The 23,399-nt window shown below is 71.9% G+C and carries 19 protein-coding genes and 1 riboswitch; of the genes, 8 read left to right on the top strand and 11 right to left on the bottom strand.

The window, feature by feature from the left end; all coding sequences use genetic code 11:
- Positions 1 to 53: 53 nt before the first annotated feature.
- On the top strand, positions 54 to 626 hold the full coding sequence (locus LPA41_RS07710; protein ID WP_229069248.1) for a DUF3000 domain-containing protein: 573 nt from the start codon (positions 54 to 56) through the stop codon (positions 624 to 626).
- Positions 627 to 708: 82 nt separating this feature from the next.
- On the opposite strand, the gene LPA41_RS07715 is transcribed toward LPA41_RS07710, so the two are convergent.
- Positions 709 to 1,728 carry a S1C family serine protease gene (locus LPA41_RS07715; RefSeq protein WP_229069249.1) on the bottom strand — a complete coding sequence of 340 codons (1,020 nt, stop codon included), beginning with the start codon at positions 1,726 to 1,728 and terminating at the stop codon, positions 709 to 711.
- Between the two features lie 148 nt (positions 1,729 to 1,876).
- Between LPA41_RS07715 and LPA41_RS07720 the strand changes: the two genes are divergently transcribed.
- The 4 genes from LPA41_RS07720 (at position 1,877) to LPA41_RS07735 (ending at position 7,700) form a co-directional block, all read left to right on the top strand.
- A complete protein-coding gene (locus LPA41_RS07720; protein ID WP_229069250.1) occupies positions 1,877 to 3,181 on the top strand; it encodes a ribonuclease D in 1,305 nt (434 codons plus the stop codon).
- A 125-nt stretch (positions 3,182 to 3,306) separates the two neighbouring features.
- A complete protein-coding gene (locus LPA41_RS07725; RefSeq protein WP_229069251.1) occupies positions 3,307 to 4,503 on the top strand; it encodes a thiolase family protein in 1,197 nt (398 codons plus the stop codon).
- Positions 4,500 to 6,560: a 3-hydroxyacyl-CoA dehydrogenase NAD-binding domain-containing protein gene (locus tag LPA41_RS07730; protein WP_229069252.1), complete on the top strand. Its 2,061-nt coding sequence runs from the start codon at positions 4,500 to 4,502 to the stop codon at positions 6,558 to 6,560. The genes LPA41_RS07725 and LPA41_RS07730 overlap by 4 nt, the downstream gene beginning before the upstream one ends.
- Before the next feature lie 120 nt (positions 6,561 to 6,680).
- A complete protein-coding gene (locus LPA41_RS07735) occupies positions 6,681 to 7,700 on the top strand; it encodes a hypothetical protein (protein WP_229069253.1) in 1,020 nt (339 codons plus the stop codon).
- A 51-nt stretch (positions 7,701 to 7,751) separates the two neighbouring features.
- On the opposite strand, the gene LPA41_RS07740 is transcribed toward LPA41_RS07735, so the two are convergent.
- The 6 genes from LPA41_RS07740 to dxs are packed head-to-tail and all read right to left on the bottom strand — an operon-like array spanning position 7,752 to position 15,683.
- Entirely contained in the window at positions 7,752 to 8,927 is a 1,176-nt protein-coding gene (locus LPA41_RS07740) for a cell wall metabolism sensor histidine kinase WalK (RefSeq protein ID WP_229069459.1), read from the bottom strand.
- Between the two features lie 41 nt (positions 8,928 to 8,968).
- On the bottom strand, positions 8,969 to 9,643 hold the full coding sequence (locus LPA41_RS07745; protein WP_229069254.1) for a response regulator transcription factor: 675 nt from the start codon (positions 9,641 to 9,643) through the stop codon (positions 8,969 to 8,971).
- A 32-nt stretch (positions 9,644 to 9,675) separates the two neighbouring features.
- Positions 9,676 to 10,965 (bottom strand): PQQ-like beta-propeller repeat protein, encoded by a 1,290-nt coding sequence (locus LPA41_RS07750; protein ID WP_229069255.1) that lies wholly within the window; start codon positions 10,963 to 10,965, stop codon positions 9,676 to 9,678.
- A 49-nt stretch (positions 10,966 to 11,014) separates the two neighbouring features.
- On the bottom strand, positions 11,015 to 12,367 hold the full coding sequence (locus tag LPA41_RS07755; RefSeq protein WP_229069256.1) for a PQQ-binding-like beta-propeller repeat protein: 1,353 nt from the start codon (positions 12,365 to 12,367) through the stop codon (positions 11,015 to 11,017).
- A gap of 26 nt (positions 12,368 to 12,393) precedes the next feature.
- Positions 12,394 to 13,704 (bottom strand): PQQ-binding-like beta-propeller repeat protein, encoded by a 1,311-nt coding sequence (locus LPA41_RS07760; RefSeq protein ID WP_229069257.1) that lies wholly within the window; start codon positions 13,702 to 13,704, stop codon positions 12,394 to 12,396.
- Positions 13,705 to 13,751: 47 nt separating this feature from the next.
- Positions 13,752 to 15,683: a 1-deoxy-D-xylulose-5-phosphate synthase gene (gene dxs, locus LPA41_RS07765; protein ID WP_229069258.1), complete on the bottom strand. Its 1,932-nt coding sequence runs from the start codon at positions 15,681 to 15,683 to the stop codon at positions 13,752 to 13,754.
- A gap of 133 nt (positions 15,684 to 15,816) precedes the next feature.
- Positions 15,817 to 15,899, top strand: a riboswitch (ZMP/ZTP riboswitch).
- Positions 15,900 to 15,914: 15 nt separating this feature from the next.
- Between dxs and LPA41_RS07770 the strand changes: the two genes are divergently transcribed.
- Positions 15,915 to 16,766, top strand: a complete 852-nt coding sequence (locus LPA41_RS07770) for a bifunctional 5,10-methylenetetrahydrofolate dehydrogenase/5,10-methenyltetrahydrofolate cyclohydrolase (RefSeq protein ID WP_229069259.1) — start codon at positions 15,915 to 15,917, stop codon at positions 16,764 to 16,766.
- A 400-nt stretch (positions 16,767 to 17,166) separates the two neighbouring features.
- Here the strand turns inward: LPA41_RS07770 and LPA41_RS07775 are convergent, their stop codons facing one another.
- Together LPA41_RS07775 and LPA41_RS07780 are read right to left on the bottom strand one after the other, a co-directional pair.
- Positions 17,167 to 18,636 carry a class I SAM-dependent RNA methyltransferase gene (locus LPA41_RS07775; RefSeq protein WP_229069260.1) on the bottom strand — a complete coding sequence of 490 codons (1,470 nt, stop codon included), beginning with the start codon at positions 18,634 to 18,636 and terminating at the stop codon, positions 17,167 to 17,169.
- Positions 18,633 to 20,663, bottom strand: a complete 2,031-nt coding sequence (locus tag LPA41_RS07780; protein ID WP_229069261.1) for an APC family permease — start codon at positions 20,661 to 20,663, stop codon at positions 18,633 to 18,635. Before LPA41_RS07780 ends, LPA41_RS07775 begins: the two co-directional genes overlap by 4 nt.
- Before the next feature lie 117 nt (positions 20,664 to 20,780).
- Here LPA41_RS07780 and LPA41_RS07785 point away from each other — a divergent pair, with 117 nt between their 5' ends.
- The gene (locus LPA41_RS07785; RefSeq protein ID WP_229069460.1) at positions 20,781 to 21,440 is read left to right on the top strand and encodes a TrkA family potassium uptake protein; all 660 of its coding nucleotides are present in this window, start codon (positions 20,781 to 20,783) and stop codon (positions 21,438 to 21,440) included.
- Positions 21,437 to 22,108: a TrkA family potassium uptake protein gene (locus tag LPA41_RS07790; protein WP_229069461.1), complete on the top strand. Its 672-nt coding sequence runs from the start codon at positions 21,437 to 21,439 to the stop codon at positions 22,106 to 22,108. Before LPA41_RS07785 ends, LPA41_RS07790 begins: the two co-directional genes overlap by 4 nt.
- On the opposite strand, the gene LPA41_RS07795 is transcribed toward LPA41_RS07790, so the two are convergent.
- Together LPA41_RS07795 and LPA41_RS07800 are read right to left on the bottom strand one after the other, a co-directional pair.
- Entirely contained in the window at positions 22,105 to 23,001 is an 897-nt protein-coding gene (locus LPA41_RS07795) for a DUF3159 domain-containing protein (protein WP_229069262.1), read from the bottom strand. The two genes, LPA41_RS07790 and LPA41_RS07795, sit on opposite strands and share 4 nt — an antisense overlap.
- Positions 22,998 to 23,375, bottom strand: coding sequence for an OB-fold nucleic acid binding domain-containing protein (locus LPA41_RS07800; RefSeq protein WP_229069263.1), 378 nt, complete (start codon positions 23,373 to 23,375; stop codon positions 22,998 to 23,000). The genes LPA41_RS07795 and LPA41_RS07800 overlap by 4 nt, the downstream gene beginning before the upstream one ends.
- Between the last annotated feature and the right edge of the window lie 24 nt (positions 23,376 to 23,399).

A 23,399-nucleotide genomic window follows, 5' to 3' on the forward strand; every position in this document is an offset into this window, starting at 1 on the left:
CTCCGGCGGCGCGCCGAGCACTGCGGATCGTGAGATCGGCTTAGTCTGCCTTCATGGCGTCCCCCGCAGCTGAACCCGAGGCGTTCACCCGCGCCGTCGCCGGGTTGCGCGTGGACTCGCCGTGGTCGGAGATCCTCCTCGAGGAGATCACCCCACCGCAGCGCCTGGCGCCGTACGCGTTCGCGCTCAGCGCCACCGTGCTGCGTGGCGGTGAGGAGGTGGCGAGCGGGCGGCTGATCCTGCTGCACGAGCCGGCCGGCCACGAGGCGTGGCGCGGCGATCTGCGCCTGGTCACGCTGATCACCGCGGAGCTGGAGGCCGACCTGGCCACCGACCCGCTGCTGCCGGCGGTGGCGTGGACCTGGCTGACCGACGGGCTGGAGCACTACGCGGCGGCGTGCACGGCGATCGGCGGCACGGTGACACAGACTGCCTCGACCCGTTTCGGTGAGCTGGCCGGTCCGGCGCCGACCGCGGATCTGGAGGTGCGTGCCTCGTGGACGCCGACCTCCGACGACTTCGGCGCGCACCTGCGGGGCTGGTGCGCGATGCTCGCCTCGACCGCGGGTCTGCCGCCGCCCGGCGTGTCTTCCCTCAGCGACCGGCACCGGGCCCCGGCGGGCTGACCGCCGAGCCCGGCCCTGCTTGCCGCCGCGCGGGCTCTGCTTGCCGCCGGGCCGGCTGTGTGCGCCGCCGGCGGCGTGTCGTTCAGCCCTTGCCGCAGGCGCCGAGTGTCTGGCAGGCGGTGTCGATCGGGATGGCCAGGCCGATGCCCTCGGCGTCGCGCGCCTTGGCGGTGGCGATGCCCACCACCTGCTTGCTCGTGTTGACCACCGGGCCACCGGAGTTGCCCGGGTTGATCGGCGCGTCGAACTGGATCGTCGGGCCGTCCGCATCGTCCGGCCGGAACGCGCTGATCACACCGGTGGTCACCGAGTCGTCGAGTCCGAGGGGCGCGCCCACGACGACCACCTGCTGACCCGGCCTGACGTCCTTCGTGGCGACCCCGATGCTCTTGACCTCGCGCTCGGTCCGCAGCAGCGCCAGGTCCTTGCCCGCGCTCACCTTGACCACCGTGGCCTCGATCCGGGTGTTCCCGCGTTCCAGGGACACCTCACGCTCGCCGCTCTCGAACGTGTCCTCGATGACGTGGTAGTTCGTGAAGAGGTTGGTCCGCCCGTCGTCGGTCTGCCCGACCGCGAACGCGGTGCCGGTGAACTCGCCGGCCCGGACCCGGAAGACGCTGGGCAGCACGGACGCCGCGATCCCCTCCGGGTCGAAGACCGTGGCCAGCTGCTTCTCCAGCTCCTGGCTCCGGCCCTGCTCGGCGGTGACCGCGGAGGCCAGGTCGGCGCTGGTGCGGATCATGCCCTCGACCCGGAAGGCCTGCCAGGCGGAGACGGCGAGCAGGGCGGCGACCAGGCCGATGACCACCAGGCGGCCGCGGCCGCGGCGCCCGGCCGGGCCGGCGGGCGCGGCCGGGTCCGGATAACCCTGCCGGGCCGGGTCGGGGTAGGCCTGCGGGGCGGGTTCGTGGAAGGCCGGCGCCGGCTCGTAGGCGGGCTGCTGCGGGTACCACTGCTGCTGTTGCTGCTGCTCCCACTGCCGCTCTTGCGCCCACTGCTGTTCCTGGAACCACTGCTGCTGTTCCGGTGCCGCCCAGTCCTGCCTGCCGCCCGGCCGCTGATAGCCGTCGGCGGGCGTGAAGGGTTCGTATCCTGGGCTCATCCGGCGCGGCCTCCTGGAGTCTTCGGCGCTGCGAAGGGTGATACGCACCGGAACGCCCAGCGGTTGAAGGTCTTCTCCTTAGATCGAGAAATGACGCGCCGGACCCCGGCTGCGCACCGCAAGGGTGCTACCCCCGTACGGTTACGGAGTGACCGACGAAGCACCCCTGCGCCGTCGGGACTCGCCGGACACAGCAGGGGACGGACCGCACGCAGTGCCGCCCGACCCGAATTCTGGCGGTCCCGAGGCAATTCCGCTCACCGCGCCCCGCGACGGAACCCCGCGTCCGGTGGAGACCGCGGCCGAATTGGCCGAGGTGGTCTCCCGGATGGCGGCCGGCACCGGGCCGGTGGCCGTGGACGCCGAACGCGCCTCCGGCTACCGCTACACCCAGCGCGCCTACCTGGTGCAACTGCGCCGCGCCGGCGCCGGCACCACGCTCATCGACCCGCTGCCCCTGGACGACCTGCGCACGCTCGACGCCGCGCTGGCCGACACCGAGTGGGTGCTGCACGCCGCCAGCCAGGACCTGCCCTGCCTGGCCGAGCTGGGGTTCCGGCCGCGCCGGCTGTTCGACACCGAGCTGGCCGCACGGCTGGCCGGTTTCGAACGGGTCGGGCTGGCCGCGCTGACCGAGCAGCTGCTCGGTTACTCCCTGGAGAAGCACCACTCGGCCGCGGACTGGTCGACCCGTCCGCTGCCGGACTCCTGGCTCACCTATGCCGCGCTCGACGTGGAGCTGCTCACCGATCTGCGTGACCTGCTCGCCGCCGAACTGGACCGGCAGGGCAAGACCGCGTGGGCCGCCGAGGAGTTCGCCGCGCTGGTGGCGAGCGCGGACCGGCCGCCCCGGGTCCGTCCCGATCCGTGGCGGCGCACGTCCGGCATCCACCGGGTGCGTGGCGCGCGGGCGCAGTCGCGGGTGCGCGCGTTGTGGTACGCCCGGGACGGCGTCGCTGCCCGGCGTGACTCGGCTCCCGGCCGGGTGCTGCCGGACTCGGCGATCGTGGCGGCGGCCGAGGCCGATCCGAAGGACGAGCGGACTCTGCTCGGCATCGCCGGTTTCGGTGGCCGGTCGGTGCGCCGGCTGGCCCGCATCTGGCTGGACGCGCTGGACCAGGCCCGGGCGCTGCCCGACGACGCCCTGCCGGTCAACCAGCCGGTCGAGGGGCCGCCGCCCCCGCACCGCTGGGCCGAGCGCGACCCGATCGCCGCGGCCCGCCTGGCGCGCTGCCGGCAGGTCGTGGTGGGCACCGCCGAGCAGCACAACCTGCCGCCGGAGAACCTGATCAGCCCGGACTTCATCCGCCGGCTGGCCTGGTCGCCGCCGGATGAGGTGTCGCCGCAGACGGTCGGTGACACGCTGCGCGGTTTCGGCGCCCGCAACTGGCAGATCGGGTTGATCGCCGACCAGCTCGCCGAGGCCCTGCCCGCCCCCGACTCCACCGTCTGAGCAGACCACCCGGGAACGCGCCGGAAACAGGGCTGTGACGTTTTCGCGATGCGGTGGCACCCTCTAGTTACCGGCGAGTAGCATGCGTTGCACGCTTAGGGTTCACGCCCGCAAGGAGGCTTGCTGTGCCCCGTGAAGTACGCGAGGTCGTCTTCGTCGACGGCGTCCGCACCCCGTTCGGCAAGGCGGGCGGCATGTATGCCGAGACCCGCGCCGACGACCTGGTGATCCGCTGCATCCGAGAGCTGATTCGGCGGAACCCCCAGCTCCCGACCGACCGGGTGGACGAGGTCGCGATCGCGGCCACCACCCAGACCGGTGACCAGGGCCTGACGATCGGCCGCACGGCCGCGCTGCTGTCCGGCCTGCCGAAGACCGTGCCCGGTTACGCGATCGACCGGATGTGCGCGGGCGCGATGACCGCCGTGACGAACGTTGCCGGCGGCATCGCGATGGGCGCGTACGACATCGCGATCGCCGGCGGTGTCGAGCACATGGGCCGGCACCCGATGGGCGAGGGCGTCGACCCGAACCCGCGGATCCTGGCCGAGAAGCTGGTCGACCCGTCCGCCCTGGTGATGGGCTCCACCGCCGAGAACCTGCACGACCGGCTGCCGCACATCACCAAGGAGCGCACCGACGCGTACGCCCTGAACTCGCAGCTCAAGACCGCCAAGGCGTACGCCAACGGTAAGCTGCAGCCGGACATGGTGCCGGTGGCGACCCGCAGCGCCGAGCTGGGCTGGGGCCTGGCGACCGTGGACGAGGCGCCGCGCGAGACCTCGATGGAGAAGCTCGCCACCCTGAAGACGCCGTTCCGCCCGCACGGCAAGATCACCGCGGGCAACGCCGCGGGCCTGAACGACGGCGCGACCGCGGCCGTCCTGGCCGACGAAGCGACCGCCCGTGAGCTGGGCCTGCCGGTCGCGATGCGGCTGGTCTCCTACGCCTACGTCGGCGTCGAGCCGGAGATCATGGGGTACGGCCCGATCCCGTCGACCGAGAAGGCCCTGAAGAAGGCCGGTCTCACCATCGACGACATCGGCCTGTTCGAGCTGAACGAGGCCTTCGCCGTCCAGGTGCTCGCCCTCCTCGACCACTACGGCATCGCCGACGACGACCCGCGGGTCAACCCGTGGGGCGGCGCGATCGCCGTCGGTCACCCGCTCGCCTCCTCCGGCGTGCGTCTCATGACGCAGCTGGCCCGGCACTTCGAGGAGCACCCCGAGGTGCGGTACGGCATGAACGCCATGTGCATCGGCATCGGCATGGGCGGCACCGTCATCTGGGAGAACCCGAACTGGGAAGGCTTCGCGAAGTGATCGAGAACCCGAACGAGGTAGTGACCAAGGCTCTCGTCCGCTCGGTCCGCGTGCCGGGCCTGGACAAGCCGGCCGCCCTGATCACCCTGGACAACGGCTTCGACCACAAGAAGCCGAACAGCTTCGGCCCGGCCGGCCTCCAGTCGCTGGACGAGGCGATCACCGCGGCCACCGCGGCCGACCCGGCGTTCATCGCGATCACCGGCAAGCCGTACATCTTCTGCGTGGGCGCCGACATCACCGGCATGCCGCTCATCAGCAGCCGGGAGCAGGCCGTCGAGCTGGGCGAACTCGGTCACCGGGTGTTCGCGCGGCTCAAGAACAGCACCATCCCGACGTTCGCGTTCATCAACGGCGCGGCGCTCGGCGGTGGCCTCGAGGTCGCCCTGCACTGCCACTACCGCACGGTCTCCGGTGGCGCGGCCGCCCTCGGCCTGCCCGAGGTCGCGATCGGCCTGATCCCCGGCTGGGGTGGCAGCCAGCTGCTGCCGAACCTGATCGGCGTGGTCGGCGCGGCCCAGGTGATCCTGCAGAACCCGCTCACCCAGAAGACCCTGCGCCCCAAGCAGGCCAAGGAGCTGGGCGTCGCCGACGCGCTCTTCGAGCCGGCCGACTTCCTGGAGCACTCGCTCGCGTGGGCCGCCGGCGTGGTCTCCGGCCAGGTGACGGTGGAGCGTCCCGAGGTCGACAAGGACATGTGGGACGGCGTCCTGTTCTTCGCCAAGCAGCAGCTCGACGAGAAGCTGCACGGCGCGGCCCCGTCCGCCAACAAGGCCCTGGAGCTGCTCGCGCTCGCCAAGGAGTCGTCCTTCCAGGACGGGACCGCGGCCGAGACCGAGGCGCTCGCCGACCTGATCATGGGCGACGAGTCCCGTGCCAGCCTGTACGCGTTCGACCTGGTCCAGCGCCGGGCGAAGCGGCCGGTCGGCGTACCGGACAAGTCCCTGGCCCGCAAGGTCACCAAGGTCGGCATCGTCGGCGCCGGCCTGATGGCCTCCCAGCTGGCGCTGCTCTTCCTGCGCCGCCTGCAGGTGCCGGTCGTGCTGACCGACCTGGACCAGGCCCGGGTCGACAAGGGTGTGGCCTACGTCAACGAGCAGATCGACAAGCTGGTCGGCAAGCGCCGGATGGACGAGGGCACCGCGGCCAAGCTGCGCGGCCTGATCAGCGGCTCGGTCGACCGGGAGGTCTTCGCCGACGCCGACTTCGTGATCGAGGCGGTTTTCGAGAACCTCGACCTGAAGAAGCAGATCTGGGCCGAGTTCGAGAAGATCGTCTCCCCGGAGGCGATCCTCGCGACGAACACCAGCTCGCTGTCGATCACCGACATGGCGGCCGACCTCGAGCACCCCGAGCGGGTCGTCGGCTTCCACTTCTTCAACCCGGTCGCGGTCCTGCCGCTCCTCGAGATCATCAAGGGTGAGCAGACCGACGACGCGACGCTTGCCACCGCGTTCGAGGTCGGCAAGCAGCTGCGGAAGTCGTCGGTTCTGGTCAAGGACGCCCCGGCGTTCGTGGTCAACCGGGTGCTCACCCGCTTCACCAGCGAGGTCTTCAAGGCGGTCGACGCCGGCACCCCGCTCGACGTGGTGAACGAGGCGTTCGACCCGCTGGGCCTGCCGATGCGCCCGGTCGCGCTGCTGCAGCTGGTCGGCCCCGCCGTGGCGTACCACGTGGGTGAGACCCTGCACGCCGCCTTCCCGGACCGGTACGTGGACTCGCCCAACCTGAAGAAGATTGTCGACGCCGGCCTGCCGCTGCTGGTCGACGACGAGATCAACCCCGAGGTGGTGAAGGTCCTCGAGCTCGGCGACGCGCCGCTGAGCGCGGACGAGGTACGCCAGCGGGCCCTCGACGCCCTGGCCGAGGAGATCCGGATCATGCTCGACGAGGGCGTGGTCGCGGAGGCGCAGGACATCGACCTGTGCATGATCCTGGGTGCCGGCTACCCGTTCCACCTGGGTGGCATCACGCCGTACCTGGACCGCAGCGGCACCTCCGAGCGGGTCACCGGCAAGCGCTTCGTCAAGCCCGGTCTGGCGAACGTCCCCGCCTGATCCACGGTCGTCGCACGGGAGCCCTCGCACGCGCGGGGGCTCCACCGGCATGTGAGATCTCTCCTGGGCAGGCAGCGGGCTCACAGATAGGCTCCAGCAACCTTTGATCATGGAGCTTTGATGTCGCAACCGCCTTACGACCCGTCCGGCCCGGAGCAGCCTTCGTACGGCCAGCCCTCCTACGGCCCGCCCGCCCCCGAGCCGCCGTCGTACGGCCCGCCGTCGTCAGCGCCGCCCGCCTACGGGCCGCCGTCCTCGGCACCGCCCGCGTACGGCCCGCCGTCCTCGGCACCGCCCGCGTACGGGCAGCCCTCGTCGGCACCGCCCGCCTACGGCCCGCCGCCCGGATACCCGGGGCAGCCCGGCTATCCGGAGCAGAGCGGTTATCCGGCGCAGCCCGGCTATCCCGCTCCCGGCCAGTCGCCCTACGGCCCGCCGCCCGGATATCCGATGGCCCCGCCGCCGAAGAAGTCCAAGGTCCTGCCGATCGTCCTGATCTCGATCGCCGTCTTCCTGGTGCTCTGCGTCGGCGGCGTCAGCGTCCTCTTCCTGATCGGCAAGGACGCGGCCGAGAACGACCGGGGAACCGTCGGCCCGGTCACGGCGAGTGAGCCGGCCACCGCGCCGGAGACCACCGCGCCCGGGACCACCGCGCCCGCGACCCCGGAGGAGACCCGGGGCCCGGCCATCACGATCGTCGAGCCGCGGACGCTCGGCGGCCGGCCGAAGCTGACCGACGGGCAGTTCGCCGGCATCACCAAGCAGCTCCGGGACGGGCTCGCCGCCGGTTACCCGGGCAGCAAGTCGATCGGCGCACTCTACGGCGAGGTCGAGAACCAGGACATCGTCATCGCGATCGGCATCGCGACCGACATCCCGGACCCGGAGGCGGCGCTGGCCGGGACGTTCGCCGGCATCGGCATCGGCGGCCTGAAGGTGAAGAACCTGACCGACGCCGGCACCGGGGACCTCGGCGGGGTGGCCCAGTGCGGCACCGCCGAGACCTCCGGCATCGACGTCGCGGTCTGCAGCTGGGCCGACGAGGGCAGCATCGGCATGTTCATGTGGTACTTCAAGACGGCCGCCAAGGTGAAGGCCGAGTTCCCGAAGCTCCGGGCGCAGATCGAGAAGAAGAGCTGACCGTCACGCGTACGGGCCGGCGCGAGCAATCGTTCCGGCCCGTACGCGTCGTCAGGTGCGGCTGCGCGGCACGCTCACACTGGCGGTCACGACCGGTGTGGTGTCGGCGGCCGGCAGGGTCACCGTGACCTCCAGCCCGCCACCCTCCTGCGCGACAGCCGAGACCGTGCCGCCATGCGCGTCGCAGACCGCCCGCACGATCGACAGTCCCAGCCCCGAGCCGCGCGACCCGGTACGCTCCCAGCCGCCGCGCCGGAACGGTTCGAAGAGCCCCGGCACGTCGGCGGGCTCGACCTCGTAACCGGTGTTGCCGACGACGAGCCGGGTCTGCCCGTTCGCCGACTCGGTGCGCAGCCAGAGCCGGCCCAGCAGGTGGTTGTACCGGATGGCGTTCTCGATCAGGTTGCCGGCCAGCCGGTCCAGCAGGCTCGGGTCGCCGACCACGGGCGCCGGCTCCAGGTCGGTGGTGACGTCCAGTTTCATCCGCTCCGCCTCCGCCTTCACCGCGGACAGGGCGTTGTAGACGCTCGTCGCCAGGTCCGCCGGGACCTTGCGGACCAGCCGCCGGCCGGACTGCGCCTCCGATCGGGCCAGCACCAGCAGCGCGTCGACCAGGCCGTTCGCCCGCTCCGAGGCGTTGCGGACCACCTTGGCCATCCGGCGGTACTCCGCCACATCCGCCTCGTCGTCGCTGAGCGTCACGTCGATCTCGGTGCGCATCACCGCGAGCGGCGTCCGCAACTCGTGGGAGGCGTTCGCCACGAACCGTTTCTGCGACTCGAAGGCGGCCGCCAGCCGGTCCAGCATCGCGTCGAAGGTACGGGCCAGCTCGGCCACCTCGTCGTCCGCGCCGGAGTAACGGATCCGCTGGTCGAGCGTCTCCTCGCCGAGCCGCCGGGCGGTCTGGGTCACACTGTGCAGCGGTTTCAGGGCGCGGCCGGCGACCGCGTACGCCCCGGCGATGCCGATGATGCCGATCGCGACAAGCGCGCTGAAGCCGTTGATCAGCAGTTCCCGGGACGCCTCGGTGACCAGGTCGGTCTGCCAGGCCGACGCGTCCCGGGTGGTCCCGTCGGACAGTGTCACGGTGGAGCCGGCGCGCAGATCCTCGGCCGAGTGCAACGACTCGCTGACCAGCAGCCAGGCGAGCAGCACCAGCACCGCGCCCGCCCCGATCAGCAGGATCCCGTTCAGCAGGGTGAGCCGCAACCGCAGGGTGGGCCGCATCGAGAAACCCAGCGCCCGCCGTTTCGCGCCGAGATAGACCGTCACGACGCCACGACCGGTTCCGGCACCCGGTACCCTGCGCCCACCACGGTCTCGATCAGCGGCGGATCACCGATCTTCTTGCGCAGGGTGTTGATGGTGACCCGGACGGTCGTGGTGAACGGGTCGGTGTTCGCGTCCCAGACCCGCTCCAGCAGCTCCTCGGTGGAAACCACCCCGCCGCGCGCCTTGAGCAGCTCCTCGAGGACGCCGAACTCCTTGTTGGTCAGCTCGATCGGCGTGCCGCCCCGGGTCACCACCCGCCGGGTCTGGTCGAGCACCAGGTTGCCGACGGTGAGCACCGGCGGCGCGGCCGGGGTGGCCCGCCGGCCCAGCGCCTGCACCCGGGCCACCAGCTCCTCGAACGCGAACGGCTTCGCCAGGTAGTCGTCGGCGCCCAGCTCGAGCCCCTCCACCCGGTCGGCGACCGTGCCGCTGGCGGTGAGCATCAGCACCCGGGTCAGCGCACCCGAGGCGACCAGGTCGGCGCAGATCTCGTCGCCGTGCATGCCGGGCAGGTCCCGGTCCAGCACGACCACGTCGTACCGCGTCACGTAAGCCATCTCGTGACCCTCGAGACCGTCGTACGCGACGTCGACCGCCATCCCCTTGCGGCGCAGCCCGCGGGCGATCGCGTCCGCCAGGTTCCGCTCGTCCTCGACCACCAGCACACGCACCGCAGACCTCCGTAGTTCCCTGACCCAGAACTCTAATCAAGCCGCCAAACCCCCACCGAGGCATCGAGGCGGCGGCAGATCAGCGCACCCGCCGCGAAGTGGCAGTCACCGGCCACCTGCTCGGCCGCACCGGACACCCTGATCCGCATCGTGCGCATGTCGAGCACGCCGAACCAGACCCGGTCGGTGCGCGCGACGGCCCGCCGCACGTACGCCGTCTCCGGCGCCGGCCCGGGCCCGCCGCTCTGCCACCGGCCCGCCTCGCCGAGCACGTCGCCGGTGGCCGGGTCGAGCACGAAGTGTTCCGGGAACGCGGTGCCCGGCCGGCCGGTGACCAGGTAGCTGCCGATCCGCTCGGCGTAACTCCACCGGTCCGACGACCAGCGCTCCCGGCCGGTACGCGGGTCGATCACCATGATCCCGCGCTGCGGCAGGAACGTGCAGATCAGCTCGCCGCAGGGCGCCGGGTTCCGGTACCAGCTCAGGTTGACCCCGCTGTGCCACCGCTGCCGCAGGTTCTCGGTCGCGTCGTACCCGGTGGTGCCGGCGCCCCGCGCGCCGATCAGCGCGAGATCACCGGCCGGCCAGAGCGAGATGTTCTCCGGGCCCCGCTGCGGCACGTCCGTGCCGGCCGCCAGCCGGCCGGTCCGGGTGTCCCAGGCCTGCAACCGGCGGTCCCGGGTCAGCTGGTAGAGCCAACGCGGATAGCCGGTGCCCGGCGCCGACGGCGCCGCCTCGTCGCCGGCGGCCTGCCGCACGCTCCAGCGCACCGCGCCGGTCGCCAGGTCCAGGCCCCGCCACCAGGTCCCGTCCGCCCCCGGCTCACGGACCAGCACCAGCCGCTCGTCCGCCGAGACGCCCTCCAGCAGCGCCGTCCGCCGCCAGAGCGGCACCGGCACCCCGGCCCGCAGCGCGATCGTGCCGAACCCGACGGTCCGCTCGTCCTGCACGCTCATCAGCAGCACGTCGCCGGCGGCCGCCACGTCGAGGACCTCGCCGGTGACCGCGGCCCGGTGCCAGGAGAGCTGGGTCGCGTCCGGCAGCGAGAAACTCCGGATCACCCGGACGCCGGGCGGAACGTACCGGCCGATCACGTAGAGCCGGTCGCCGACCACCCGGATCAGGTCGCCCTGCCCGGCCGCGACCACCGCCGGGGGCGCAGGGGCGCGGAGGTGGGCCGCACCGCCGAGGCCGAGGAGCAGGGCCACCGACAGGGCGGCGAGCAGCGCGCGGTACGGCACCGGCGGTGCCTGCTCCGGCACCGCCGGAACCAGGGACTCGCCGTGCGGCACCTCGCCGAGGTCGATCAGGACATCGCGCACGCCAGGCTCCCCGAGCCGGGGATTTACGCCTCATTGTGCCGCGTGCGCCTCAGATCCGGTACGCCCTGACGTTCAGGACCGTGCCATCCCGGCAGACGATGTGCCGGTCGTCGGCCGCGCAATCCCCGCCGCCGGAGCCGATCGTGCCGAGCACCCGCAGCTCCGGGTGCCCGGGCAGCACCGCCGCGAACGTCTGACCCCCGTCCTCGTCGTCGCGCCGCAGCACCAGGGCACCGCCCGGTTCGCCGGCCAGCGCCGCGTCCCAGTCGTTCAGGTCGACGAGCGTCCGCCCGGTCAGCGGGTCGGCGAGCCGCAGCGGGAGATCGGTGTCGGCCCGGGTCTCCAGCACGAAACCGGCCCGCGACGCCAGGTCGGTCTCCGCGTACACCGCCCAGGCCTCGGCGCCGGTGGCCGGGTCCAGCACCAGGAGCTCGCTGCTCGGGCCGGCGCAGAGCACCTCGCGGCAGATCGGGATGGTGCCCTCGACGTCCGGCAGGTCGTGCTGCCAGAGGCGGTCCAGGGTCCGTGCGTCATAACCGACCAGGCGGCTCGGGTTCTGGTAGGCGACCAGGGCCACGTCACCGACGACCGAACCGGTGAACGGCCCGGAGCCGTTCAGCTCGGGCAGGTCGGTGCGGGCCAGCTCCCGGCCGGTGGCGCCGTCGAGCCGCAGCAGCCGGTCGGCGGTGGTGATCAGGACCGCCGGTGGGTCGTCGCGCGCCGCGTCCACGGTCACCGAGCCGGCCGTTGCCGCCGTCCACGCGGCCTCGCCGGTGCTGAGGTCGAGACCACGCACCTCGGTCCGCACCGGCGGCTCGGTGTACGGCACGCCGGTGGCGGAGAAGTAGAGCGGCCCCGGGTCGCCGGAGGCCTGGTCGTACTCACTGTCGGGCCGGAACACCCGGTCCACCACGACACCGATGCGACCGGAACTCAGCAGGGTGACCGCGACCGGCTCGCTCCACCGCACCGCGCCGGTCGCCGCGTCCAGGGCGGTGGTGCTGTACCCCTCGGAGACCAGCACGACGTCACCCGCCTGCCGCACGGTGACCGAGCCGAACAGGCCTCGCGACGCGTCAAAACCCGCGTACAGCGGCGCCTCGGCGGTCCAGAGCCGCCGCGGCGGGTCCAGCTGCCAAGCGGTCAGCTCGCGCAGCGGCCCGGTCGTCGAGATCGTGTAGAGGCGGCCACCGGTCAGCTGGAACGGCGTCTCCTCGGTCCCCACCGGGCCGAGTGTGCCCAGGTCACGCCAGAGGACCGCGGCGTTCGGCGCGGCGCCGCCCAGCACCAGCAGCAGGACGGCGGCGAGGAGCAGGCCGGCATGCCGGTAACGCCACGGCGGTGGACGCCGGCCACCTGCCGGGCCGGGCTCGGCGACGCGGTCCAGATCGATCAGCGCCAAGCCGGGAACCCCTCAGTGGTACGCGGTCAGCCCGCTTCCGTCGGCGTCCGGTAGGCCCAGACCACCAGTTCGCCGTGACTCGCCCGGCAGACCAGCCGCTCCGGGGCGGACTGACAGCTCCCGGTCCCCTCCGGCAGCTCCGCCAGCAGGCGCGGCCGTCCGGCGCCGGGCGACGCGACGGCCACCATCGTACGCGCGCCGTCGGAGGTCTCCCGGGTGACCAGCAACTCGCCGTTACCCGCGGTGCCGGGCACCAGGTCCCAGCCCGCCAGGTCGACACCGGTGCGCCCGGTGACCGGGTCGGCCAGCGCCACCGGGCGGTTCCCGGCGTACCCCACCAGGGCGGTGCCCTGCGTCTCCACGGTCCGCCAGTCGCCGCGGTGCCAGCGGACGTCGCCGGTGGCCGGGTCGATGCCGCGCACCCCGTACTGACCGGCGAAGCAGGCCAGCAGCCCGCACGGCAGCAACCGGCTCGTGCCGTGCGCCGGCCGGGTCCAGATCGGGCGCAGATCGGCCAGGCCGTACGCCGAGACGGCCGTGCCGGACGGCCCGGGATGCCGCAGCAGCAGCACTCCCCCGGCGACGATCGGGTTGTCCGGGTCGTAGTCGGCCGCGGGCAGGGCGCGCGAGGCCAGCAGCCGGCCGGACTCCACGTCGTACATGTCGGCGACCCGGTCGTCGCGGACCAGCAGCATCCGGGACGGGTCGTCGGCCGGGCCGGGCACGCCGAGCAGCACCGCCGTGGATTTCAGATCGACCTGCCAGCGCACGTCGCCGACGGTCGGATCGACCACCTGCACGGCGTTCTCCACCCGGCGGCCCGGCCCGGAACTGGTACGCACGTCGTCGACGGCGAACAGCAGCGAGCTGCCGCTGAAACCGAGCACGTTGTGCTCGTTGCGCCATTGGAGGCCGCCGGTCGCCAGCGAGACCGCGGTGGTGCCGACCGCGAACCGTCCCCACGGGCGCAGCAGGAGCAGGCCGCTCGCGGTCCGCAGCCGGGCCACCCGCATCTCCTGCCGGACACTCCACCGCAGCTCACCGGTCTGCAAATGGTAGGAGTTCAGGTTGCTGCCGGTCTGCGCGAGCAGCCGGCCGCCCTCGGTGATCGCGTACGGGTCGCCGGGCTCGATCGGCACCCGCAGCAGCGCGGTCAGCACGGCCGGGTGGCGCATCGGCGCCGACGCACCGGCGAGCAGGAGCACCAGCACCGCCAGCAGCGACGGGGCGAACCAGGGCGACGTGGTGTGCCGCCCCGGCCGCTCGTACGTCTCCGGCTCGCCGCGACCCAGACCGAGGTCGATGACGACCGGCTCGCCCGCGTTCTCCGCACCCATGCGACAAAGGTAACGGTTCAATAACAGGATTGCCCGTCGGCGAACGGTCAGATCCTGGCGGCCTGCTCCGGCACCACCACGTCCAGACGGGACACCGTCCCCGTCACCTCCCGGGCGATGTCCTGCGCGGTCAGGCCCAGCGACGTGAGGATCTCCGCCCGGGTGCCGTGCGGGTGGAAGCCGACCGGCACCCCGAAATCGCGCAGCGGCACGGAGACACCGGCGTCCCGCAGCGCGCTCGCCACCGCGTCACCCACACCGCCGGCGCGCACACCGTCCTCGCACGTCACCACGAGCCGGTGCTGCGCGGCCAGGCCGGTCAGCTCGATCGGCACCGGGCGCACCCAGCGCGGGTCGACGACCGTCACGCCGTACCCCTGCTCCGTCAGCCGCTCCGCGACCTCCAGGCACAGACCCGCGAACGAGCCCACCGTCACGAGCAGGACATCCTTGCGTACGCCCGCGGCGGGCTCCCGCAGCACGTCCACCTGGCCCACCCGGCGCAGCGCCGGGGTGTCCGGCGCCACCGAACCGGTCGGGAACCGCACGATCGTCGGGCCGTCGTCGACCGCGATCGCCTCACGCAGCTCCTCGCGGAGCGTCGCGGCGTCGCGCGGCGCGGCGATCCGCAGACCCGGCACCACACCGAAGACACTCATGTCCCACATGCCGTAGTGGCTCGGGCCGTCCGGCCCGGTGATGCCGGCCCGGTCCAGCACGAAGGTCACCGGCAGGTTGTGCATCGCCACGTCCAGCAGCACCTGGTCGAACGCCCGGTTCAGGAACGTCGCGTACACCGCCACCACCGGGTGCAGCCCACCCATCGCCAGGCCGGCCGCGGAAGTCGCCGCGTGCTGCTCGGCGATGCCCACGTCGTACGCCCGCTCCGGGTACTTCTTGGCAAGCGCCGCGATGCCGGTCGGCTCCGCCATCGCGGCAGTGATGCCCACCACGTCCGGCCGCTCGTCGGCGATCTTCACGAGTTCCTCGGAGAAGACCTTCGTCCACTTCAGCGACGGCTTCGCGGTGAGCGCGCCCGTCTGCGGGTCGAAGGCGCCCGGGCCGTGCAGGCAGTCCGCCTCGTCCTGCTCGGCCGGCAGATATCCGTACCCCTTGCGAGTCACCGCGTGCACGATCACCGGAGCGTTGAAGCCCTTGGCCCGGCGCAGCGCCGACTCCATCGCCTGCTGGTCGTGACCGTCCACCGGCCCGATGTACTTCAGGCCCAGGTCCTCGAACATCGGCTGCGGGCTGACCGCGTCCTTGATGCCCTTCTTGACCGCGTGCAGCACCTCGAAGACCGGCTTGCCCACCACCGGCGTCTGACCCAGCGCGTCCTTGACCAGGTCGAGCACCTTCTCGTAGCCCGGGTTCAGCCGCAACGTCGACAGGTGGTCGGCGAGCCCGCCGATCGTCGGCGCGTAGGACCGGCCGTTGTCGTTGACCACGATCACCAGGCGGTTGCGGGTGGCCGCGATGTTGTTGAGCGCCTCCCAGCACATGCCACCCGTCAGCGCCCCGTCACCGACGACCGCGACCACGTGCCGGTCCTCGCCGCGCAGCGCGAACGCCTTGGCCAGGCCGTCCGCGTAGGACAGGGCCGTGGAGGCGTGCGAGTTCTCGATCAGGTCGTGCTCGCTCTCCGCCTGGCTCGGGTAGCCGGTCAGGCCACCGCGCTGGCGCAGCAGGTCGAAGCCGTCCTGACGACCGGTCAGAATCTTGTGCACGTACGACTGGTGGCCGGTGTCGAAGAGAATCTTGTCACGTGGGGAATCGAAGACCCGGTGCATCGCGAGGGTCGTCTCGACCACACCGAGGTTCGGCCCGAGGTGACCACCGGTGCGCGACACCTTGGCCACGAGGAAGTCACGAATCTCGGCCGCGAGCAGGGTCAACTGCTCCGCGGACAGTCGCTTGAGATCACCGGGACCGGTGATGCCCGTCAGCAGGCCGGCCGGGGTCGAGGGGGAGTCGCTCATGGGGCATGAGTCTATCGGTGCCACGGCGCGGCGCACCTTACGCGAACGGCCAGAGCCGATCCTCCACACAACCTCCACAACCACCGACCGGTCACCCCGGTTGGCCGGGCGGGCCGGCGGTCGGGCATCCTGGAGGTCACGCAGCGACTGGCGGCACGGGGATGGTCCAACCATCGGGGAGCTCGTTGCGGAGAGTCGACCGCCTGGGCTCCCGCGGGGGTGATCAGTGTCATGACCGCTCGACTTCTTCCCGGCGCTCCCGTCGCCGAATCCGTGCTCGCCGACGTCCGGGCGCGTGTCGCCGCACTCAAGGAACGCGGCGTCCAGCCCAGCCTCGCCACCATCCTGGTCGGCGACGACGACGCCAGCGCCGGATACATCCGGATCAAGCAGAAGCAGGCCGCCGACCTCGGCTTCGCCTCACCGCACCGGCACCTCGGCAGCGACGCCACCCAGGCCGACCTGCTCCGCGTCATCGCCGAGTTCAACGACGACAAAGACGTGCACGGGGTCCTCATCCAGTACCCGATCCCCGGCCACCTCGACTACGACGCGGCACTGCAGACGCTCGACCCCGACAAGGACGTCGACGGCATGCACCCGCTCAACATGGGCCGGCTCGCCGTCGGCCTGCCCGGCCCGCTGCCCTGCACCCCCGCCGGCATCGAGGCACTGCTCGCCTTCCACGGCGTCGAGATCTCCGGCCGCGAAGTCGTCATCCTCGGCCGCGGAGCCACCCTGGGCCGGCCGCTAGCGATGCTGCTCGCCCAGAAACGCCCCACCGCCAACGCCGCCGTCACCGTGGTGCACACCGGCGTCAAGGACTGGCCCCGCTACACCTCCCGAGCCGAGATCCTGATCGCCGCCGCCGGCGTCCCCGGCATCATCCAGCCCGAACACGTCAAGCCGGGCGCCGTGGTGATCGGGGCCGGGGTGCGCTACGAGGGGCGGCGACTCCTCCCCGACGTGGACGAGGCCTGCGCGGAGGTGGCGGGGGCCATCACGCCTCGGGTCGGCGGGGTCGGGCCCACGACTGTGGCGATGCTGTTCCGTAACGCGGTTGCCGCGGCTGAGCTGGGCTGAGCTAGCTGGCTGCGCTTTGCTTCGCTGCTAAACGCCTTGTAACCGGTGAGGAGGCAGCTGGTTCTCCGCCACCCGCAAACCCGGCGGGGGTCGGAGAACCAGTTGCCTCCTCACCGGCGGCGTTTTGCGGGGGCCCGGGGATTACGGACTTTGTCGGTTCTGACTGGTGGCGTGGCGTGGCGGTCGTCTATACGGCGTGGTGTTTCTTGCTCTTGGCTCTTTGTGGTCAATGGCCGGCTGCGGCGGTTCGTGTGGTGGTGTTGATCTGCTAGCGGTGCGAAATTGCTGTGATCATGGGGTTATGACCGCGATTTCGTAGCGCCAGCAGATCAACATCCCGGCGTGGCGGGCGCGGCTGGCGCGGGGTGCGGCCGGGGCGGCCTGGGAGCGCTGGGGTGGGTCAGGTGGGGAGCAGTAGGGCTACGCACTCTATGTGCTGGGTCATGGGGAAGCAGTCGAAGGCTTTGATCTCGGTGGGGGTGTAGCCCTCGGCCCGGAAGGTTTTCAGGTCCCGGGCCAGGGCTGCCGGGTCGCAGGCCACGTAGGCGATGGCGCGGGGGGCGGCTGCGGCCACGGCGCGTGCCACCTTGGCGCCGGCGCCGGCTCGGGGTGGGTCGAGGACTACCAGGTCCACCGGGCCGGTTACCCGGCGGCGAGCCAGGGCGGCGTCCACCTTGGCCGCGACGACCTCGGTGTTCGGGAGGGCTGCCAGGTTGCGGCGGGCCGCGGCCACGCCGGTCGGTGAGGACTCTACGACGGTGGTGCGGGCGCCGGTGCGTTCGGCCAGGGCGGCCGCGAAGAGGCCGGCACCGCCGTACAGGTCCCAGGAGATCTCGCCGGGCTCCGGGCGGAGCATCGCCAGCACCGCGCCGACGAGGGTGTCCGCGGCGGCCGGGTGGACCTGCCAGAAACCTTCCGGCGGTACCCGCCAGGCGCGGCCGCCGGCGATCTCGGAGACCTCGGCGGGGCCGGAGAGGCGGACCAGTGAACCGGGCGCCGGTGCGTCACCGAGGTCGTCCACCGGGGAACCGGACGGAAGGCTGGACGGACGGCCCGGCGAACGGTCGGACGAGCGACCCGGCGAACGGTCGGACGAGAGGCCCGACGAGTGGTCGGACGAGGGGCCCGACGAGAGGCCGGACGAGGGGCCCGACGAGAGGCCGGACCGGTCGGCGGACGGGTGGGCCAGCACCGCGACGTCGCCGCCGGTGGACGCGACCGCCTGGAGGGCGTCCGTGTCCGGCCAGGTGCGGGTGAGCAGGTCGAGTTCCTGGACGGCCGGGTGGGCGATCAGGCAGCGGTCGATCGGCACCACCTGGTGCGACCGGTGCTGGAGGAGGCCGGGGCGGTCGAGGGCGTCGATCGCGTACCGCACGCGGCTGCGCCAGCCGAGCAGGCGGTCAGGTCCCGGTTCGGCCGGGCTGCCCTGGGGGCTCGCGGGACGGCCTGATGCGGTCGGTAACGGTTCCACCCGTACAAAAATGCGATCTTGCTCTTCCGGGGTGAGGCCCGCCAGGCGGGTGAGCTGTTCCCGCACCACGTCGGTCTTCCAGCGCAGCTGGGCGTCGCCGGAGACGTGCTGCAGGTCGCAGCCGCCGCAGCCGCCGGGGTGGGCGTAGACGCAGGGCGGCGTGACCCGGTCCGGCGAGGCCTCGTGGATCTTCACCGCGTCGGCCCGCAGGTAACCGCGGTGCAGTTCGGTGATCTCGGCGGTGACGCGTTCGCCGGGCAGCGCGTGCCGGACGAAGACCACCCGGCCGTGCGGGCCGCCGTAGCGGGCGACGCAGTGCCCGCCGTGCGCCGGAGCGCCCACGGTCAGCTCGATGCGGTCGCCTTCGACCAGGTCCTCGGTGGTCACGGGTGCGGTCACGACGGATCTCCGGAGTCGGTGTCGACGGGCTCGTCGCTGCGGTTGCGCGGACCGCGCGCCGGCGCGTGGGTGAGCCCGCGGTCGAGGCGGTCGAGGTCACGGTCCTGGCTGGACCGCAGCTGCCAGGGCACGCTCGTCACCATCACACCCGGTTCGAAGAGCAACCGGCCCTTGATCCGCAGGGCGCTCTGGTTGTGCAGCAGATTCTCCCACCAGCGGCCGACCACGTACTCCGGCACGAACACGGTGACCACGTCGCGCGGTGAGGCCCGGCGCACACCCTTCACGAAGTCGATGATCGGGCGGGTGATCTCGCGGTACGGGGAGTCGACCACCGTGAGCGGCACCGGGATCTGCCGCCGCTCCCACTCCTCCTGAATGGTCCGGGTGTCCTGGTCGTCGACGTTCACCGTGACCGCGGTGATCGAGTCCGGCCGGGTGGCCTGCGCGTACGCCACCGCGCGCAACGTCGGCATGTGTACCTTGCTGACCAGGACCACGGCGTGGTTGCGGGAGGGCAGGACCGGCCGTTCCTCGGTCGGCTTGAGCTCCTCGGCGACCCGGGTGTAGTGCCGGTGGATCGCCAGCATCAACCCGTAGATCACGACCATGGCGGCGATCGCGATCCAGGCGCCGAGCAGGAACTTCGTGATCAGAACCACGATCAGGACGGCGCCGGTGAGCAGCATGCCGAACGTGTTGATCGCCCGGGACCGGAGCATCCGGCGGCGGCGCTCCGGGTCACGCTGGGTGCGCAGCAGCCGGTTCCAGTGCCGGATCATGCCGGCCTGCGACAGCGTGAACGACACGAAGACACCGACGATGTAGAGCTGGATGAGCTTCGTGACCTCGGCGTGGAACGCCACGATCAGCACCATCGCGGCGACCGCCAGGAAGGCGATGCCGTTGCTGAACGCCAGCCGGTCGCCGCGGGTGTGCAGCTGGCGGGGCAGGTACCGGTCCTGGGCGAGGATCGAGCCGAGCACCGGGAAACCGTTGAAGGCGGTGTTCGCGGCCAGGAAGAGGATCAGCGCGGTGACGGCGCCGACCAGCAGGAGCAGGATCGATCCGTTGCCGAAGACGGTCTCGGCGAGCTGGGTGGTCACGGTCTTCTGCACGTAGTCGGCCGGGCCGGAGACGATCTGGATGCCCGGGTCCTCCACGTACTGCAGGTGGGTGGCCCGGGCCAGCAGGATGATGCCGACCAGCATCGTGATCGCCAGGCTGCCGAGCAGCAGCAGCGTGGTGGCGGCGTTCCGGCTCTTCGGCTGCTTGAAGGCCGGCACGCCGTTGGAGATCGCCTCGACACCGGTGAGCGCGGCACAGCCGGACGAGAACGTCCGTAGCAGCAGGAACGCGAACCCGAAACTGGTGAGGTGGTGCTCCTCGGCCGCGATCACCAGGTCGGCGCTGGGCGCCCGCAGGTCGTCACCGAGCACGTAGACCCGGAACAAGCCGGTCCCGATCATGCCGACGATCACGATGATGAACAGGTAGGTGGGCACGGCGAACGCGGTGCCGGACTCGCGCAGGCCGCGCAGGTTGAGCGCGCTGAGCACCAGCACCGCGGCGATCGCGATGCCCACCTTGTGCTCCGCGACCCACGGGACCACCGAACCCAGGTTGGTGACGCCGGACGAGACGGAGACGGCGACCGTGAGGATGTAGTCGACGAGCAGCGCGCTGGCGACGCCGACGCCGGCCTTCGGGCCGAGGTTGACGGTGGCCACCTCGTAGTCGCCACCGCCGGAGGGGTAGGCGTGCACGTTCTGCCGGTAACTGGCGACCACCGTCACCATCACCACCGCGACGGCGAGTGTCACCCAGGGCGAGTAGAGGTACGCGGCGGCGCCGGCGATCGAGAGCGTCAGGAGGATCTCGTCGGGGGCGTACGCCACGCTGGAAAGCGCATCGCTGGCGAAGACCGGCAGGGCGATCCGCTTGGGCAGCAGCGTGTGCTGCAGCTTGTCCGAGCGGAACGGCCGGCCGAGCAGCAGCCGCTTGGCGAGGGAGGTGGTACTTGCCACGAGTGAAGGGTACGGCTGGACGTCCGGCCGCGTACCCCGCCCCGGACACCGGTGCCGCCAGGCACATGGCAGGCTCACAGTGGTCGGTAGTCGTTCGGGGAGGCACGAACCGTGCACGTGGTGATCATGGGATGCGGCCGGCTCGGTTCCACGCTGGCCCAGAAGCTCGACGCCGAGGGCCACCAGGTCGCGGTGATCGACCAGAACGCGGACGCGTTCCGCCGGCTCGGCGACGGGTTCGGCGGTGTCACCGTCACCGGCATCGGCTTCGACCGGGACGTGCTGCGTGCCGCCGGCATCGAGCGGGCGGACGCCTTCGCCGCCGTCTCCAGCGGTGACAACTCCAACATCATCTCGGCGCGGCTGGCCCGCGAGACGTTCGGGGTGTCCCGGGTGGTGGCGCGGATCTACGACTCCCGCCGCGCCCAGGTCTACGAGCGGCTCGGCATCGCCACCATCGCGACGATCCGGTGGGCCGCCGACCGGATGTTCCGGTTCCTCGCCCCCGGGGACCGGGTCGAGGTCTTCCGCGACCCGACGAGCGTGGTCAGCATCGTGGAGACGCCGCTGCACCGGGACTGGGTCGGCAAGCAGGTGCGGGCGCTGGAGGAGCGGACCGGGGCCCGGGTCGCCTACCTGATGCGCTTCGGGATGGGCACCCTGGCGCAGCCCTCCACCGTCCTGCAGGACGGCGACCAGGTCTTCATGCTTGTCACCGACGAGACCGCGGCCACCGTGCTGGACATCGCACAGGGCGCCGACAAGGAAGGGCACTGACCATGCGGATCGCCATCGCCGGGGCCGGCAACGTGGGCCGGTCGATCGCCCAGGAGCTGATCGGCAACGGTCACGAGGTGATGCTGATCGAGCGGCAGCCGCGGCAGCTCTGCCCGGACCGGGTGCCGCAGGCCCGCTGGATCCTCGCCGACGCCTGCGAGATGAGCAGCCTGGAAGAGGCCGACCTGGCCTCCTGCGACGTGGTGGTCGCCGCGACCGGCGACGACAAGGCCAACTTGGTGGTGTCGTTGCTCGCCAAGACCGAGTTCGCGGTCGGCCGGGTGGTGGCGCGGGTCAACCGGGCCGAGAACGAATGGCTCTTCACCGAGCAGTGGGGCGTCGACGTCTCGGTCAGCAAGCCGCGCCTGATGGCCGCCCTGGTCGAGGAGGCGGTGACGGTCGGCGACCTGGTCCGGCTGATGACGTTCCGGCAGGGCGAGGCGAACCTCGTGGAGATCACGCTGCCGCGCGACGCGCCGTACGAGGGTCAGCCGATCCGTGACGTGCCGATGCCCCGCGACGCCGCCCTGGTCGCGATCCTGCGCGGCAAGCGCGTCATGGTGCCGACCCCGGACGACCCGCTCGAGGCCGGTGACGAGCTGATCTTCGTGTGCACCAGCGAGGTCGAGGACCAGGTCCGCGCCGTGGTGCTCGGGAGCAGCTCCTAGACCGGGTCCGTGGCCGGTGCCGGTGCCGTACCGGCGTCGGCCTCGCGCTTCTGTGCGCTCGTCACCCGGTGGATCGCCCAGGCGGTGAAGGCGAACGTGGCGGCGTAGATCGGCCAGCTCACCAGGATCCGGACGATGCCGAGCGCGTTCGCCTCGTTGATCGAGTAGAGGTAGAACTGGATCCCGGCGCGGACGCAGAGCGAGACCACCCAGAGCAGCGTCAGCCACTGGAAGGTGCGGAACAGCCGGGCGTTGCCGAACCAGTCCTGGTGGCCCTTGTTCGCCATGATGCCCCACGCGTAACCGATGAGCGGTTTGCGGAACACCACCGAGAGCAGCAGCACCCCGGCCTGTCCGAACGTGAGCAGGATGCCGGGCAGGTAGAAGTTCTTGGCGTCGCCGGTGCGCCAGGCCAGCCAGGCACCGAGCGCGATGCCGAAGAGGCCGTTCACCGCGTGCCGGACCGGCTGCCTGCGGGCGAGCCGGAACCCGCCGATCGCGAGCGCCGTGCCGACCGAGCCGATGATCGCCCAGAGCAGCGCCTGACGCTTCTCCAGGCCGGCCACCGAGTCACCGAGAAGCACGTTGAGCATGACGAACGCGAGGACCGGCAGGCTCGACTCGATGAGGCCGCGCACACCGCCCAGCTGTTCGGCGATCTGCTCGCTCATCGACGGGAGGGGCTCCTCCTCGTCGTCCTTGCGCACCGGGGCGGACGGCGCCGGCTTCACCGGGACGGACGGCGCCGGCTCGGGAAGGGCCTTCGGGTTGAGCCCGTGCTCCTCGATGACCTTGTCGGCGAGCGGGTGGAGGTCGAGTTCCTCGACGATCTCCTCAGCGATCCGCTCCTCGACCGACTCGTGCGCGGCGTGGCGCGGCTCGCTACCAGTCACCGGGGCGCCTCCAGCTCGTAGTACGGGTTGTAGATCACCTTACGGTCGTCGCGGAGCGCGATCCGGCCGCGTGCGGTGAGCTGCCGCCCCGGTTCGATGCCGGGAATCGAGCGGCGCCCCAGGAAGACCAGGGTGACCACGTCGCTGCCGTCCCACAGGTCGGCTTCCAGCGTCGGCAGGTTGGTGCGAGGAGTGTACGCCACCGTGCGCAGCCGCCCGGACACCGAAACGATCTGACCCCGGCGGCACTGGGTCGCCGGGACGGCGCCGCACTTGGCGCTGTCCCGCTGCAACTTCTCCGCGTCGAGCTCCGAGTCGGTGGCGGTCAACCGGTTGAAGAACCCGCGGAGGCCGGTGTGTTCGCTGGTCGTCATGACGCCACGATCCCCATGACCCCC

It is taken from the genome of Actinoplanes sp. DH11 (genome assembly GCF_020873875.1).
GTDB lineage: Bacteria > Actinomycetota > Actinomycetes > Mycobacteriales > Micromonosporaceae > Actinoplanes.

Coding starts and splice junctions, on each gene's coding strand:
- LPA41_RS07710 (WP_229069248.1), top strand. CDS start 54: ATGGCGTCCCCCGCAGCTGAACCCGAGGCGTTCACCCGCGCCGTCGCC.
- LPA41_RS07715 (WP_229069249.1), bottom strand. CDS start 1,728: ATGAGCCCAGGATACGAACCCTTCACGCCCGCCGACGGCTATCAGCGG.
- LPA41_RS07735 (WP_229069253.1), top strand. CDS start 6,681: ATGTCGCAACCGCCTTACGACCCGTCCGGCCCGGAGCAGCCTTCGTAC.
- LPA41_RS07740 (WP_229069459.1), bottom strand. CDS start 8,927: ATGCGGCCCACCCTGCGGTTGCGGCTCACCCTGCTGAACGGGATCCTG.
- LPA41_RS07760 (WP_229069257.1), bottom strand. CDS start 13,704: ATGGGTGCGGAGAACGCGGGCGAGCCGGTCGTCATCGACCTCGGTCTG.
- dxs (WP_229069258.1), bottom strand. CDS start 15,683: ATGAGCGACTCCCCCTCGACCCCGGCCGGCCTGCTGACGGGCATCACC.
- LPA41_RS07770 (WP_229069259.1), top strand. CDS start 15,915: ATGACCGCTCGACTTCTTCCCGGCGCTCCCGTCGCCGAATCCGTGCTC.
- LPA41_RS07800 (WP_229069263.1), bottom strand. CDS start 23,375: ATGACGACCAGCGAACACACCGGCCTCCGCGGGTTCTTCAACCGGTTG.